Origin of the sequence: Rhodococcus sp. Q1, from assembly GCF_004153645.1 — a bacterium.
GTDB lineage: Bacteria > Actinomycetota > Actinomycetes > Mycobacteriales > Mycobacteriaceae > Rhodococcus > Rhodococcus gordoniae.
Genome location: NZ_SDMJ01000006.1, coordinates 180,818 through 193,894 on the forward strand (window position 1 = coordinate 180,818; position 13,077 = coordinate 193,894).

12 protein-coding genes are annotated in these 13,077 nt (G+C 68.3%); 7 read left to right on the top strand and 5 right to left on the bottom strand.

From position 1 onward, the window contains the following. Window positions 1-9: 9 nt before the first annotated feature. From EQ874_RS18490 to EQ874_RS18505, 4 genes are read right to left on the bottom strand one after another with little or no spacing between them, the layout of a single operon-like run. Window positions 10-1,437, bottom strand: a complete 1,428-nt coding sequence (locus EQ874_RS18490; protein WP_129977685.1) for an FGGY-family carbohydrate kinase — start codon at window positions 1,435-1,437, stop codon at window positions 10-12. Next, window positions 1,434-2,366 carry a carbohydrate kinase gene (locus tag EQ874_RS18495; protein WP_129977686.1) on the bottom strand — a complete coding sequence of 311 codons (933 nt, stop codon included), beginning with the start codon at window positions 2,364-2,366 and terminating at the stop codon, window positions 1,434-1,436. The genes EQ874_RS18490 and EQ874_RS18495 overlap by 4 nt, the downstream gene beginning before the upstream one ends. Continuing rightward, complete coding sequence (locus EQ874_RS18500) at window positions 2,363-3,835, bottom strand: mannitol dehydrogenase family protein (protein WP_129977687.1); 1,473 nt, start codon at window positions 3,833-3,835, stop codon at window positions 2,363-2,365. The genes EQ874_RS18495 and EQ874_RS18500 overlap by 4 nt, the downstream gene beginning before the upstream one ends. Further along, window positions 3,822-4,859: an NAD(P)-dependent alcohol dehydrogenase gene (locus EQ874_RS18505; protein WP_129977714.1), complete on the bottom strand. Its 1,038-nt coding sequence runs from the start codon at window positions 4,857-4,859 to the stop codon at window positions 3,822-3,824. Before EQ874_RS18505 ends, EQ874_RS18500 begins: the two co-directional genes overlap by 14 nt. Window positions 4,860-5,007: 148 nt before the next feature. On the opposite strand from EQ874_RS18505, the gene EQ874_RS18510 reads away from it, so the two are divergent. The 6 genes from EQ874_RS18510 to EQ874_RS18535 all read left to right on the top strand — a co-directional run bounded on the left by EQ874_RS18510 (window position 5,008) and on the right by EQ874_RS18535 (window position 11,054). Beyond that, window positions 5,008-6,069: a sugar-binding domain-containing protein gene (locus EQ874_RS18510; RefSeq protein ID WP_129977688.1), complete on the top strand. Its 1,062-nt coding sequence runs from the start codon at window positions 5,008-5,010 to the stop codon at window positions 6,067-6,069. Window positions 6,070-6,125: 56 nt separating this feature from the next. Further along, window positions 6,126-7,433 (top strand): sugar ABC transporter substrate-binding protein, encoded by a 1,308-nt coding sequence (locus tag EQ874_RS18515; RefSeq protein ID WP_207213584.1) that lies wholly within the window; start codon window positions 6,126-6,128, stop codon window positions 7,431-7,433. Further along, window positions 7,430-8,395: a sugar ABC transporter permease gene (locus EQ874_RS18520; RefSeq protein WP_129977689.1), complete on the top strand. Its 966-nt coding sequence runs from the start codon at window positions 7,430-7,432 to the stop codon at window positions 8,393-8,395. Before EQ874_RS18515 ends, EQ874_RS18520 begins: the two co-directional genes overlap by 4 nt. Further along, window positions 8,392-9,282: a carbohydrate ABC transporter permease gene (locus EQ874_RS18525; protein WP_129977690.1), complete on the top strand. Its 891-nt coding sequence runs from the start codon at window positions 8,392-8,394 to the stop codon at window positions 9,280-9,282. Before EQ874_RS18520 ends, EQ874_RS18525 begins: the two co-directional genes overlap by 4 nt. Before the next feature lie 33 nt (window positions 9,283-9,315). Then, window positions 9,316-10,395, top strand: coding sequence for a sn-glycerol-3-phosphate ABC transporter ATP-binding protein UgpC (ugpC, locus tag EQ874_RS18530; protein ID WP_064062243.1), 1,080 nt, complete (start codon window positions 9,316-9,318; stop codon window positions 10,393-10,395). Between the two features lie 80 nt (window positions 10,396-10,475). Then, window positions 10,476-11,054, top strand: a complete 579-nt coding sequence (locus EQ874_RS18535; protein WP_242496803.1) for a hypothetical protein — start codon at window positions 10,476-10,478, stop codon at window positions 11,052-11,054. Between the two features lie 15 nt (window positions 11,055-11,069). Here EQ874_RS18535 and EQ874_RS18540 read toward each other — a convergent pair whose 3' ends face one another. After that, entirely contained in the window at window positions 11,070-12,497 is a 1,428-nt protein-coding gene (locus tag EQ874_RS18540; protein WP_129977691.1) for a lipase maturation factor family protein, read from the bottom strand. A gap of 104 nt (window positions 12,498-12,601) precedes the next feature. On the opposite strand from EQ874_RS18540, the gene EQ874_RS18545 reads away from it, so the two are divergent. Continuing rightward, the gene (locus EQ874_RS18545; RefSeq protein WP_172506087.1) at window positions 12,602-13,075 is read left to right on the top strand and encodes a hypothetical protein; all 474 of its coding nucleotides are present in this window, start codon (window positions 12,602-12,604) and stop codon (window positions 13,073-13,075) included. Window positions 13,076-13,077 lie beyond the last annotated feature (2 nt).

The following is a 13,077-nucleotide window of genomic DNA, read 5'->3' on the forward strand; positions in this document are numbered from 1 at the left end:
CGAGTGTTCTCATCCCACCGAGCGTGATTCCAGGGCGATGTCCGAACCGTCCGTCAGGTCCCGCACCTCCGCGTAGCGCTCCCGCACGTGCGGGGTCGGGTCGGCCTCGTAGCGGCGTGTCGCGCCGGATTCCCACGCCGGGGGCTCGTCGCCTCCGCGCAGCACCCACGCTGCCTGCCTGGCGGCGCCCCGCGCCACGTACTCCCCCGGTTCGGGCACCTCGACGGGCACGCCGAGCACGGCCGGCGCCAGCTCGCACACCGCCCGCGAGCGCGCGCCTCCCCCGACGAGCAGCACCCGGCGGACCTCGGTGCCCTGCACCCGGATGTGGTCGATGCCGTCGGCGAGCGAACACAACAGACCTTCGAAGGCCGCCCGGGCGAGATGCGCCGGGGTCGCCGTGCCGAGCCGGAGTCCGTGCAGGGCACCCGTCGCTCCGGGACGGTTCGGGGTGCGCTCCCCTTCGAGATACGGGATCAGCACCAGCCCCTCACTCCCGGGCGGCGCCGAGAGCGCGAGGCGAGTGAGCTCGGCATGGTCGACGCCGAGCATCGTCGCCGTGGCGTCCAGCACGCGAGCACCGTTGAGCGTGCACACCAGCGGCAGGTGCCTGCCGGTCGCGTCGGCGAAACCGGCGACGTACCCGTCCGCGTCGCGGGCCGGAGTGGAGGACACTGCGCACACCACTCCCGACGTGCCGATCGAGACGACCACGTCGCCCTCACGGACGCCGAGGGCGAGCGCGCCCGCGGCATTGTCGCCGGCACCCGGCCCGAGGAGGGCGCCGGAACTCGTCTCACCGACGCGCTCGGCCGGCCCGGCGACCCGCGGAAGGAGGGGGCTCGGTCGACGCAGGGCCAGTTCGAGCAGCTCGTGGCGGTAGGTGTTCGTGGAGGCGTCGAAATAACCGGTGCCGCTCGCGTCGCTGCGGTCGGTGATCAGCCGGTCGAGATCGCGGTCGGTGCGCATCGTCCACGTCAGCCAGTCGTGCGGCAGGCACAGTGCCGCGGTGCGATCGGCGTTGCCGGGTTCGTGGTCGGCGAGCCAGCGGGCCTTCGCCACGGTGACGGCTGCGAGCGGGACCACGCCGACGGCGTCGGCCCACACGGCCGCGCCACCGGCTTCGACGACGAGATCGGCTGCTGCCGTGGCGGATCGCGTGTCGTTCCACAGCAGCGCGTCGCGGACGACGTCGCCGCCGGCGTCGAGGCACACCATGCCGTGCTGCTGCGCTCCCACCGAGATCGCCGCGACGTCGTCGAGTCCTCCCGCTTCGGAACACGCCCGCTCGTAGGCGGCGCGCCATTCCAGCGGGTCCACCGCGGTACCGGGTGGATGGGGAGCGCGGCCCTCGCGCACGACGGCTCCGGTGTCGGCCTCGCACACGACGACCTTGCAGGATTGGGTGGACGAGTCGATCCCGGCGACGAGCGTCATCGCGCTGCCTCCCGGGCTGCGGTGCGATCGGCCAGGGTGGGCAGATCGGCGCCGGCGCGCGCAACGGTCAGGCCGGACGTCCACGCCGCGGTGTCGAGCACGTCGCGCAGTTCACCGGTGCCGATGCCGCGCAAGCGTTCGCGCCGGTCGGCGCCGAGGAGGCCGCAGGTCCACAATCCGTCGAGCAGACCGGTGGTGAAGGCGTCACCGGCCCCGACCGTGTCGACCACCTCGACCCGCACGGCGGGTACCTCGACGGTTCCGGCCGCGCACAGCGCCACCGCACCGTGCTCGCCGCGGGTCACCGCGACGATCGCCGGTCCTCGCGAGAGCCACTCCCGTGCGGTGTCGACAGGGTCACGATCGGGCGCGAACCACCGCAGATCCTCGTCGCTGGTCTTGACGACATCGGCGAGCGAGACGAGGTGTTCGATACGTGCCCGTCCGCGCGCCGGGTCGTCGATCAGGGCGGGCCGGACGTTCGGATCGAAGCTCACCGTGGACGCCGTCGACTGCTGTGCAACGAGTTCGGCGACGAGGTCGCATCCGGGTTCGAGCACCGCGGCGATGGATCCGGTGTGCACGAGCACGGCGTCCGTCGAGGGCGGTGGCTCGACCGGATCCCAGACGATGTCGAATTCGTAGTTCGCGGAGCCCTTCTCGTCGATCTCGGCCTGCGCCGTCGCCGTGCGCTCGGCTGCCGCACTGCCCGGTGTCAGCGACACACCGGAGGCTGCGAGATGGTCGACGATCCGCCGTCCGCGGGCGTCGGTGCCGACGCGTGTCGTGAACTGCACGGGCCGGTCGAGCCGCCCCAGACCGAGCGCGACGTTGAGCGGGCTCCCGCCGACATGCTCGACGGGTTCGGCGCCGCCTCGGTGGACGATGTCGACGAGGGCTTCTCCGACGACGAGGGCGTGGCCGTTCATTCCGGCTCTCCCGGAAGTTCCTTCAGGGTGGCGCGGGCGCCGTCGTTGTGCAGGGCGTCGAGCGCCCAGGTGTAGGCATCGACGAAGCGATGGTTCTGCGCGAGATCACCGAAGACCTCGGTGTTCTCGATGAAGGCGGTGGGATGCGTGAGTTGTCGTCGCGCGATCGGGACGAGCGTGTCGGCGAGTCGGTCGACCACCTCGATCGGTTCCCCCTGCTCGTCGACGCCTTCGGCGTAGCGCGCCCATGAGGCGACGATCGCCGCGGACAACTGCACGTGACCACCGGTGGCGAGATTCTCCCGGATCACCGGCACCAGCCACTTCGGGATGCGGTCGGACGATTCGGCGCACAACCGTGCGATGGTGTCCCGGATCTCGGGGTTCGCGAACCTCTCGATGAGGGTGGTCTTGTACTCGTCGAGATCGATACCCGGCACCGGTTCGAGGGTGGGCGTCGCCTCGGTGTCCATGTAGGCGCGCACGAACCCGGCGAGGAGCGGATCCTGTGCGGCCTCGTGGACGAGCCGGTATCCCATGAGGTAGGCGAAATAGCAGAGTCCCTGGTGGCCCGCGTTGAGCAGGCGCAGCTTCATCAGTTCGTAGGGAGCGACGTCGTCGACGAGCTGCACTCCTGCGTCCTCGAACGGCGGCCGTCCGTCGGCGAAGGCTTCCTCGAGGACCCACGAGGTGAACGGCTCGGTGGCGACCGGCCAGCGGTCCTGCACGTCGAAGCGTTCGGACAGCGCCGAGACCACCTCGTCGGTGGTCACCGGGGTGATCCGGTCGACCATGGAGTTGGGGAAGCGGACGTGCTCGGAGATCCACTCCGCGAGGTCCGGATCGAGAAGGCGCGCGTATTCGGTGAAGACGCGGCGCGCGACGGCTCCGTTGCCTTCGATGTTGTCGCACGACATCACCGTCGGGGCGCGCAGCCCCCGCTCCCGGCGCCGGGCGAGAGCTTCGGTGACGAGACCGAAGACGGTGGTCGGGGGTTCACCGGAGTGCAGATCGTGTTGCACGGCCGCATCGTCGACGTCGAACTCGCCGGTGTCGTGACGGATGTTGTAACCGCCCTCGGTGACGGTCAGCGAGATGATCCGGGTGCTCGGGGCCGCGAGGAGCTCGATGACCGCCTCGGGATCGTCCGGGGCGTAGCGATAGTCGACGATCGAGCCGATCACCCGCGGCTCCCACGTGCCGTCGGGATGGGTGAGCACCAGCGTGTACAGGTGGTCCTGCGCGGCGAGCGCCTCCTGCATGCGGCGATCACCGGGGAGCACCCCGACGCCGCAGATACCCCATTCCTTCGCCTTCCCCTGTTCGAGGAGCCGGTCGACGTACATCGCCTGGTGCGCGCGGTGGAATCCGCCCACACCGAAGTGCACGATGCCGACGGAGACGTCGTCGCGCCGGTAGCCCGGGACGGGCACGCTCAGCTCGGGGAGCGTCTGCTCACTCACACGCATGGTCTTCGGTCCTTCCTGCCGGGTCGGTCACGTCCACGACGGCCTTGATGTTTCCCGGTATCCGGTCGGAGTCGAGCGCGTCGGCGGCCTTGTCGAGGGGAAACCGGGCGGTGACCATCGAGTCGAGATCGACCCGGCCGGATTCGACGAGTGCGAGCGCAGTCGGCCACGTGTTCGCGTAGCGGAACACCCCGGTCAGGATCAGTTCGCGGTTCTGGACGAGCTGCACCGGCAGGGTCATGGTCTCGGCGCCGGATCCGACGAGGACGACGGTGCCGCCGGGACGGACCGCGCGGATACCCGAATCGACGGCCGCAGGGGCACCGGACGCGTCGATGTAGGCGTCCACGCGCAGGGTCGACGGGTCGTCGACGCGGGGATCGAGCGCAGCGCTCGCCCCGAACGACAGTGCGGTCTCGCGTCGTCGTTCGTCGAGGTCGGTGACGACGACCTCGACCGCACCGAAAGCGCGCGCAACCTGGGCGACGACGATGCCGACGGGCCCGGCGCCGGTGACGAGGACGCGCGAGCCTGCAGTGAGGCGAGCCTTGCGGACGGCCGCGATACCGACCGACAGGGGCTCGCACAGGGCGGCTGCGTCGTCGGACACGGTGTCCGGAACGCGATGTGCGAAGGCCGCCCCGATGGTGACGTATTCGCACAGCGCACCGTCGACGGGCGGCGTGGCGTAGAAGCGCATGTGCGGGCACAGGTTGTAGTCGCCGCGGCGCGTCTCCTCGGTGAGCGGGTCGGGACGCTGCGGCTCGATCGAGACCCGCTCGCCGATCCGGCCCACCGGAACACCGTCCCCCACCGCGACCACGACTCCGGACGCCTCGTGACCGAGCACGATCGGGGCGGTCACGACGAACTCCCCGATCCGCCCTTCGCGGTAGTAGTGCGCGTCCGATCCGCACACCCCCACGGTGGTCACCCGGACGAGGACGTCGCCGGGCTCCGGTGCAGGTAGCGGGCGCTCCTGCATCTCGATGCGGCCCGGTTCGAGCAGGACCGCGGCACGCATCGTGTCCGGGAGCGCCGGACGAACTGTTGTGTGGGTCACACTGCGATGCTAACGTACTGAGCAGATGCACGCACCCCTGAGCAGATGCTCACAGATCGAGACCCGAAGCCCGTCCGCAGCAGAGATCCGCTCGCACCGAGGAGAGCTCGTGACCGCCCCCGGCCCCACCCACAACCCGGACGCGGAGATCCCGGTATCCACCGAGGATCTCCGTCTCGCCGTGCGGGCCGCGACGCTCTACTACCTCGACGGCCTCACCCAGGCGGAAGTGGCCCAGCGCCTCGGCGTCTCCCGCTCCACCGCCGGCCGGCTCGTGGCGCGCGCCCGCGCCCAGGGCCTCGTGCGCATCGAAGTCACCGTGCCGCCCACCTGGCGCGACGATCTGCACGCCGAGACCGAACGGATACTCGAGGAGCGCTACGGACTCGTCGAGGCCGTCGTGGTGGGGCGCCGCGTCGACGACGCCGGCCCCATCGAGGACTCCGCGAGCTTCGCCGGCCTGGGGCGCGCCGCCGCCGGCCTGCTCACCCGCCGCCTCCGCCCGTCCGACACCCTAGGATTCACCTGGGGGCCGGAGACCGTCGCCGTGGCACAGGCTCTCCCGGCGGGCGTCGCCACCTGCGCGACGATCGTGCAGCTCGACGGCTCCATCTCCACGAGCGCCTACCAGACCGGCACCGAGTTCGTCCTCGGCCGCTGCGCCGAACAGCTTCGGGCGCAACCCCTCCGGCTTCCCACCCCGTTGTACGCCGATCCGTCCACGGTCTCCTCGATGCGCGCCGACTCGCTGATCTCCCGCACCCTCGAGGTCGGCCGCCGCGCCGAGGTGATGATCTTCGGTGTGGGCGCGGTGTCGACCTCGACCACCCTGTTCGAGGGCAGCTTCCTCGACACCACGATGCTCCACGAGCTCGACGGTCTCGGCGCGGTCGGGGAGATCGGCGGCCGGTTCTTCCGTGCCGACGGCACCCCCGTGCACGGCGAACTGGAGACCCGCACGATGTCGGTGCCCCTCGACGACGTCCGCGACTGCCCCGCAACAATTCTCGTCACCGGCGGGCAGTCCAAGCACCGTGCGGTGCTCGGTGCTCTCCGCGGCGGTCTCGCCACCATGCTCGTCTGCGACATCGCCTGCGCCCAGTACCTGCTCGACCATCCCGACCACACCCTCGAGAACGGCACCACGAAGGGCGAGGCACCACCGAAATGAGGTAGACCATCGTGCCTACAGCAAGAAGAGCCATCCGCGCGGCCTCGGCAGGGGCCGTGGCCCTGAGCGTTGCACTGACCGGTTGTGCCGGTGCAGGATCGATCGGTACGTCCGGCCGCACCGTCACCATCGCGATGGTGTCGAACTCCCAGATGCAGGACGCACAGCAACTCGCGTCGCAGTTCGAGGCCGAGAATCCCGATATCGACCTGAAGTTCGTCACCCTCTCCGAGAACCAGGCCCGTGCCAAGATCACCGCATCCACGGCGATGGGCGGCGGCGAGTTCGACGTCGTGATGATCAGCAACTACGAGACGCCCCAGTGGGCGGAGTACGGCTGGCTCACGAACCTGTCGCCGTACATCGAGCGGACCGACGGCTACGACGCCGACGACATCATCCCGTCGCTGCGTGAAGCACTCTCGTACGAAGGCGACCTGTACTCGGTCCCCTTCTACGGCGAATCGTCGTTCCTGATGTACCGCAAGGATCTGTTCGAGCAGGCCGGTATCACGCTGTCCGATCCGCCGACCTGGAACGAGGTCGCCGACGCCGCAGCACGACTCGACAGCCCCGACATCAACGGGATCTGCCTGCGCGGCAAGCCGGGTTGGGGCGAGCTGCTCGCTCCGCTCGACACCGTCATCAACACCTTCGGCGGACGGTGGTTCGACGAGGACTGGAATGCACAGCTGAACAGCCCCGAGGTACGTGAAGCGGTGCAGTTCTACGTCGATCTCGTCCGCGAGCACGGCCAGCCCGGTGCTGCGACGAGCGGGTTCAGCGAGTGCGCAACACAACTCGCGCAGGGGCGGGTCGCCATGTGGTACGACTCCACCTCGGCCGTCTCGACCCTCGAGGATCCCGCGTCGAGCAATGTCGTCGGGAAGATCGGGTACGCGGCCGCACCGGTCCGGGAGAAGGACCCCTCCGGCTGGCTGTACACGTGGTCGCTCGGTATCCCGGCGAGCAGCGAGCACACCGAGGATGCCTGGAAGTTCATCTCGTGGATGACCGACCAGCAGTACCTGCGCACCGTCGGTGAGCAACTCGGCTGGGAGCGCGTACCTCCGGGCAGCAGGCTCTCGACCTACGAGATCCCCGAATACGCCGAGGCCGCCGCGGCCTACGGTCCGATCACCCTCGAATCCATCGAGGGAGCCGACCAGCAGAACCCCACGGTCGACCCCGTCCCGTACACGGGCATCCAATTCGTGGCCATCCCCGAGTTCCAGGACCTCGGTACCCGGGTCAGCCAGCAGATCAGCGCCGCCATCGCCGGACGGCAGACCGTCGAGGAAGCTCTCGACCAGGCACAGAAGTACGCCGAGGCCGTCGGCGCAACCTACCGGGAGAAGCAATGACCGCACCTGCAGCGCAGCGTCCCGCACCGGACGCCGACGACCGAATCCGCGCCGTACGGGAGGCGAAGGAAGAGGGCGTCTCCCGAGCCGAGGGATGGCGCCGACGCGGACCCCTGCTCCCGGCCCTGATCTTCACGATCGTGGTCACGCAGATCCCGTTCCTGTTCACGTTGTACTACTCGACCCAGTCGTGGAACCTCGTCAGTCCCGGCTCTCGCCGGTTCGTCGGACTCCAGAACTACGTCGATGTCTTCCAGGACAGCCAGTTCTGGCAGGTCACCCTCAACACCGTCATCCTCATCGTCGGCACCGTCCTCATTTCGGTGATCCTCGGTCTGCTGCTCGCGTTGCTGCTCGACCGGGCGTTCCTCGGGCGCGGTATCGCGCGGACGTTGTTGATCACCCCGTTCCTCGTCACGCCGGTGGCGAGCGCGCTGATCTGGAAGACGTCGATGTTCGATCCCGTCTTCGGCATTGTCGACTTCGTGCTCTCACCCTTCGGGGTGGGCGAGGTGGACTGGATCAGCCGGTTCCCGCTGCCGGCGGTGATGGTCGCACTCGTGTGGCAGTGGACGCCGTTCATGATGCTGCTCATCCTCGCCGGCCTGCAGTCCATGCCCCGCGACATCCTCGAGGCCGGGCGGGTGGACGGCGCCGGGGCGTTCTCCCTGTTCCGCGAACTGACGCTGCCGCACCTGCGCCGGTTCATCGAACTCGGCACCGTTCTCGGCGCGATCTACCTGGTCAACACGTTCGACGCCATCTACATGATGACGCAGGGCGGCCCCGGCACGGCCAGCGCCAACCTCCCGTTCTACATCTACCAGCGCGCGTTCCTCGGCTTCGATATCGGCCAGGCCGCGGCGATGGGTGTCGTGGTCGTCGTCGGCACGATCGTCATCGCCACCTTCGCACTGCGCCTGATCTTCACCTCGTTCACCGGCAAGGAGGAAGCGGCATGAGCACCACGGCCACGGAGCCACAGGCTTCGGACACCACGGCGCCTACCGGCCGTGCCATGCGCACGGCCCGGAAACGCAAGAACCGCAAGATGAATCCGTGGGGTGTGGTCGCGTGGATCGCCGCCATCGGATTCTTCTTCCCGGTCTTCTGGATGGTGCTCACCGCCTTCAAACAGGAGGCCGACGCCTACTCCGACCCACCGAAACTCTTCTTCACCCCCACTCTCGACCAGTTCCGGGCGGTGTTCGAGACGGGAGTCGGCACGGCCCTGCTCAACTCGGCGTTCGCCACCGTCGTCTCGACGGCCCTGGTCCTCCTGCTCGGTGTGCCGGCGGCCTTCGCGCTGTCGCTGCGACCGGTGAAGAAGACCCAGGACGTGCTGTTCTTCTTCATCAGCACGAAGATGCTGCCCATCGTCGCCGCGATCATCCCGCTGTACGTGATCGTCGCGAATATCGGCCTTCTCGACAATATCTGGGCGCTGATCATCCTCTACACCGCGATGAACCTGCCGATCGCGGTGTGGATGATGCGATCGTTCTTCCTCGAGGTCCCGGGTGAGCTGCTCGAGGCGGCGAGCATGGACGGAGCGAGCCTGTGGACATCGGTGCGGGAGCTGATCCTGCCCCTGGTCTCCCCCGGCATCGCCGCCACCGCCCTGATCTGCGTGATCTTCTCGTGGAACGAGTTCTTCTTCGCCGTCAACCTCACCGCCGTTCAGGCACAGACGATCCCGGTCTTCCTCGTCGGCTTCATCACCGGTGAGGGGCTGTACTGGGCACGGCTGTCCGCGGCCGCGACGATGGCGGCCCTGCCCGTCGTGCTCGCGGGCTGGCTCGCCCAGAACAAGCTCGTGCGCGGATTGTCGTTCGGCGCCATCAAGTAGACCCGATTCCCGCTACCAGCAAGGACTTCCCTCATGGCCGACATCACCTACCGCAACGCCTCGTGCATCTACGAGAACTCCGACACCTTCGCGGTCGATTCGCTGAACCTCGACATCGAGGACGGCGAGTTCGTGGTCCTCGTCGGGCCGTCCGGCTCCGGCAAGAGCACCGCGCTGCGCATGCTCGCGGGACTCGAGGACATCGACGAGGGGTCGATCTCCATCGGTGGCAAGGACATGACCGGCGTGCCGTCGAAGGACCGCGACATCGCGATGGTCTTCCAGAACTACGCCCTGTATCCCAACAAGACGGTCGCCGAGAACATGGGATTCGCCCTGAAGATGCGCGGGGTGAGCGCGGACGAACGTCGCCGCAAGGTCGAGGAGGCAGCGAAGATCCTGGACCTCACCCCTTTCCTCGACCGCAAGCCGGCCAAGCTGTCAGGTGGTCAGCGTCAGCGCGTGGCGATGGGACGCGCGATCGTGCGTGAGCCTCAGGTGTTCTGCATGGACGAGCCACTGTCGAACCTCGATGCGAAACTGCGCGTGCAGACCCGCACCGAGATCGCGGCACTGCAGCGCCGTCTCGGCACCACCACCGTGTACGTCACTCACGATCAGGTGGAGGCGATGACCATGGGCGATCGCGTCGCGGTCCTGAAGAACGGAGTGCTGCAGCAGTTCTCGAGCCCGACCGAACTCTACGACCGCCCCGCCAACGCCTTCGTCGCCGGGTTCATCGGCTCCCCGTCGATGAATCTGCTCACGGCGAAGGTCGTCGACGACGGTGTCGTCGTGGGTAACACCGTCATTCCCGTCGAACGCGCACGCATCGCGCGACTGCACTCAGCGGGCATCGAGGAGGTCACCGCCGGAATCCGGCCGGAAGACTTCGAGATCGCCGACGAGGGCGTCGAAGCCGTCGTCGAGCTCGTCGAGGAACTCGGCAGCGAGTCGTACTTGTACACGCGGGTCCCGGGAACCGGAAACCAGGTGGTCGCGCGTGCTCTGGTCCGCACCCCCGCCCGTCTCGCCGACACCGTGCACCTGCGCAAGCGCGAAGGTACGGTACACCTGTTCCACACCGAGACCGGAGAGCGGGTGGGCGACTGACCCGGCGACGCAAGGATCTCTGTGGGCGAGCAGAAGGAACGAAACTTGCGTCGATCTCGATGCCGGTTATGCTGCCCCGCATGATCAGTGGCCGGGCGCGCTTCGTCAGCTTCGTCGCCGTCGCAGGTGCGGCACTCGTCGTGGTGGGCTGTTCGCGGAGCATCGAGGGTGAAGCCATCGCGTCCGAAACACCCACCGGGGCACCACGCGCCACTGCCACGTCGTCGGCACCGTCGACGACGACCACCCCTGCGCCGAAGCCGGCCGATCCCGACGACTACGCCGCCACGTCCGACGGCGTGTACTACTTCACCTCGGAGAGCGGCAGGTTCGGGTGTGCCATCCTCGTCCACACCAGCCCACTCGCGGGCTGCCAGGGCGATATGCCGGCGAGTGCGCCCCGGGTCCCCGGCAGTGGTGCGCCGGACATGCTGGTGCCCGCCAACGCCCTGATGCTCGCGGCGGACGGCCCCGGCGAGTGGGTCGGCATCGGCGAGATCTCGTTCACGGAGTTCGGTGGCGCCCCGAAGACACTGCCCTACGGCCGCACCCTCACAGTCGATCCGTTCACCTGCGTCGTCGACGAGAAGACGGGTGTCACCTGCGAGACGGAGGAGCACGGATTCACCGTGTCGGACATCGGCGGCGAGGTCTGGTGATCGCGAGGGCCGTGGTCAGGGCAGGTCGTGCCGGGCCATCGGCATCATGAAGTCGCCGATCTCCTCCCGCATCCACCACTGCCCCGTCGCCCGTCGTTCCGCGCGCGTCGCGAAGCGGTAGCGGAACAGGCGTGCTCGCACCAGCCGGGGCGGCTCGTCCGGAAACGGATTGTGCCGGAGCAGTTTCACGGTGGCGGGATCGTTCTCGAGCAGTTTCCCGGCGAACCTCGGGAACCAGCCCGCCGCGTAGTCGCGGGAGATTCCCGCGAACCACATCAGCCAGTCCAGACGCAGGTGATACGGCGCGTACTGGCGCGGGCGCCGCCGCACATCACCCGGCTTGCCCTTGAACTCGTACTCGCGCCATTCCGTCGCCGGCGTCACGACCGCATCGGATGTGCCTTCGACGATCACCTCGCGCCGGGTGCGGGTGACGGTGCCGAAAGCGCCGTAGGTGTTCACGAAGTGCCACTTGTTGAACGAGGCGTTCATCGCCTGCCGACGCGACATCATGTTCGCCACCGGCCAGTAGCTGAGCCCCGCGACCAGCACGGTCAGCGCCACCACGGCGACGGTGTATGCGATGGGGGTCGGGCCGTAGATCGTCGTCGCGTCGACCGGTATCCCGTAGAAGCTGTCGGGCACCGCCGACAGCGCGACGACGATGGTGATCCAGTTGAGCCACGCGAAGTTGCCGCTGATCACGAGCCACAGCTGCGTCACGATCATGATCAGCGCGGCGATCCCGGCGACCGGTTGCGGCAGGAACAACCCGAACGGCACGACGAGCTGGGTGACGTGGTTGCCTGCCACCTCCGCCCTGTGCAGCGGCCGCGGAAGAAGGTGGAAGTACCGGCTGAACGGGCCGGGCATCGGCTGGGTTTCGTGGTGGTAGTACAGGCACGTCAGGTCGCGCCAGCACCGGTCGCCGCGCATCTTGATGAGTCCGGCACCGAATTCGAGCCGGAACAGCAACCAGCGCAGCAGGATCAACACGAGCAGCGGCGGCGCGGTATCGGCATTGCCGAGGAAGATCGCGAGCACCCCGGCCTCGAGCAGCAGCGACTCCCATCCGAAGGAGTACCAGACCTGCCCCACGTTGACGATCGACAGGTACAGCAGCCACATCACGAACCACACGAGCATGGAGACCACGAGCGGTAACTGCTCGGTGACACCGAGCACCGTCACCACGGCCAGCCCGAAACCGACCACGGCGACGGCGGTGAACAGCCCGTCGGAGTATCTCCAGTGGAACAGGCTCGGCGACTGCCGGAACGACGTGAGAGCGAGGAAGCGCGGGGCGGGAAGGATGCCGCGCTCCCCGATCAGCGCCCGGAACTGCAGGAGCGCCGCGAGGAAGGCGACGGCGTACAACGCCGCGAGTCCGCGGGTGACCAGCAGCCTCCCGATCGTGTACCCGTCCGCGTCCAGCCAGTCCATCGCTCGGCTCGTTCGTCCTCTGTCGTGCGCGCCGATTCGAGCATGCCACGTCCGGTCCGGTGGTGGAGACGGACTCGCGAAGCCGTGCGGTGTAGACAGGAATAGTGAGCAAATCTAACGAATCGGACGGTACCCGATCCCGTATCTCGATTCCGCGGCGATGGAGTCAGATAGATCCGTCGCGCCGCGGGATCGTCCTTGCCTGGCTGGCCTTCACGGTGACCTTCGGCGGTGCCCGCCTCGTGACCTGGCTCATTCAGATCGACACGAGGGGTTTCGGCGACATCAGCACCGGCGGGGTACACCTCCACCACTACCTGTGGGGCATCCTGCTGCTCGCCGGCGTGGCGATCTACGGCATGGTCGACCGGTCGCCGAAGACGCGGACCTGGATGGGTCTCGCCCTCGGTGTGGCCCTCGCCCTGATCGTCGACGAAGCAGCCCTGCTCATCACCCTCGAAGACGTGTACTGGCAGACCGAGGGCTGGCCGTCCGTGGCGTTGGCGATCAGCCTCATCGGGATCGGCGGGACCGGTCTCGTGCTCACCCGGTCCGGTGCCGACGCCGACGACCGCTGACG

Excerpts from the sequence above, each read along its gene's own strand:
- EQ874_RS18535 (WP_242496803.1), top strand. The coding sequence starts at position 10,476 with ATGATCAGTGGCCGGGCGCGCTTCGTCAGCTTCGTCGCCGTCGCAGGT.
- EQ874_RS18505 (WP_129977714.1), bottom strand. The coding sequence starts at position 4,859 with ATGCGTGCCGCGGTCCTGCTCGAACCGGGCCGCATCGAGATGCAGGAG.
- EQ874_RS18495 (WP_129977686.1), bottom strand. The coding sequence starts at position 2,366 with ATGAACGGCCACGCCCTCGTCGTCGGAGAAGCCCTCGTCGACATCGTC.
- EQ874_RS18490 (WP_129977685.1), bottom strand. The coding sequence starts at position 1,437 with ATGACGCTCGTCGCCGGGATCGACTCGTCCACCCAATCCTGCAAGGTC.
- ugpC (WP_064062243.1), top strand. The coding sequence starts at position 9,316 with ATGGCCGACATCACCTACCGCAACGCCTCGTGCATCTACGAGAACTCC.
- EQ874_RS18525 (WP_129977690.1), top strand. The coding sequence starts at position 8,392 with ATGAGCACCACGGCCACGGAGCCACAGGCTTCGGACACCACGGCGCCT.
- EQ874_RS18540 (WP_129977691.1), bottom strand. The coding sequence starts at position 12,497 with ATGGACTGGCTGGACGCGGACGGGTACACGATCGGGAGGCTGCTGGTC.
- EQ874_RS18500 (WP_129977687.1), bottom strand. The coding sequence starts at position 3,835 with ATGCGTGTGAGTGAGCAGACGCTCCCCGAGCTGAGCGTGCCCGTCCCG.
- EQ874_RS18520 (WP_129977689.1), top strand. The coding sequence starts at position 7,430 with ATGACCGCACCTGCAGCGCAGCGTCCCGCACCGGACGCCGACGACCGA.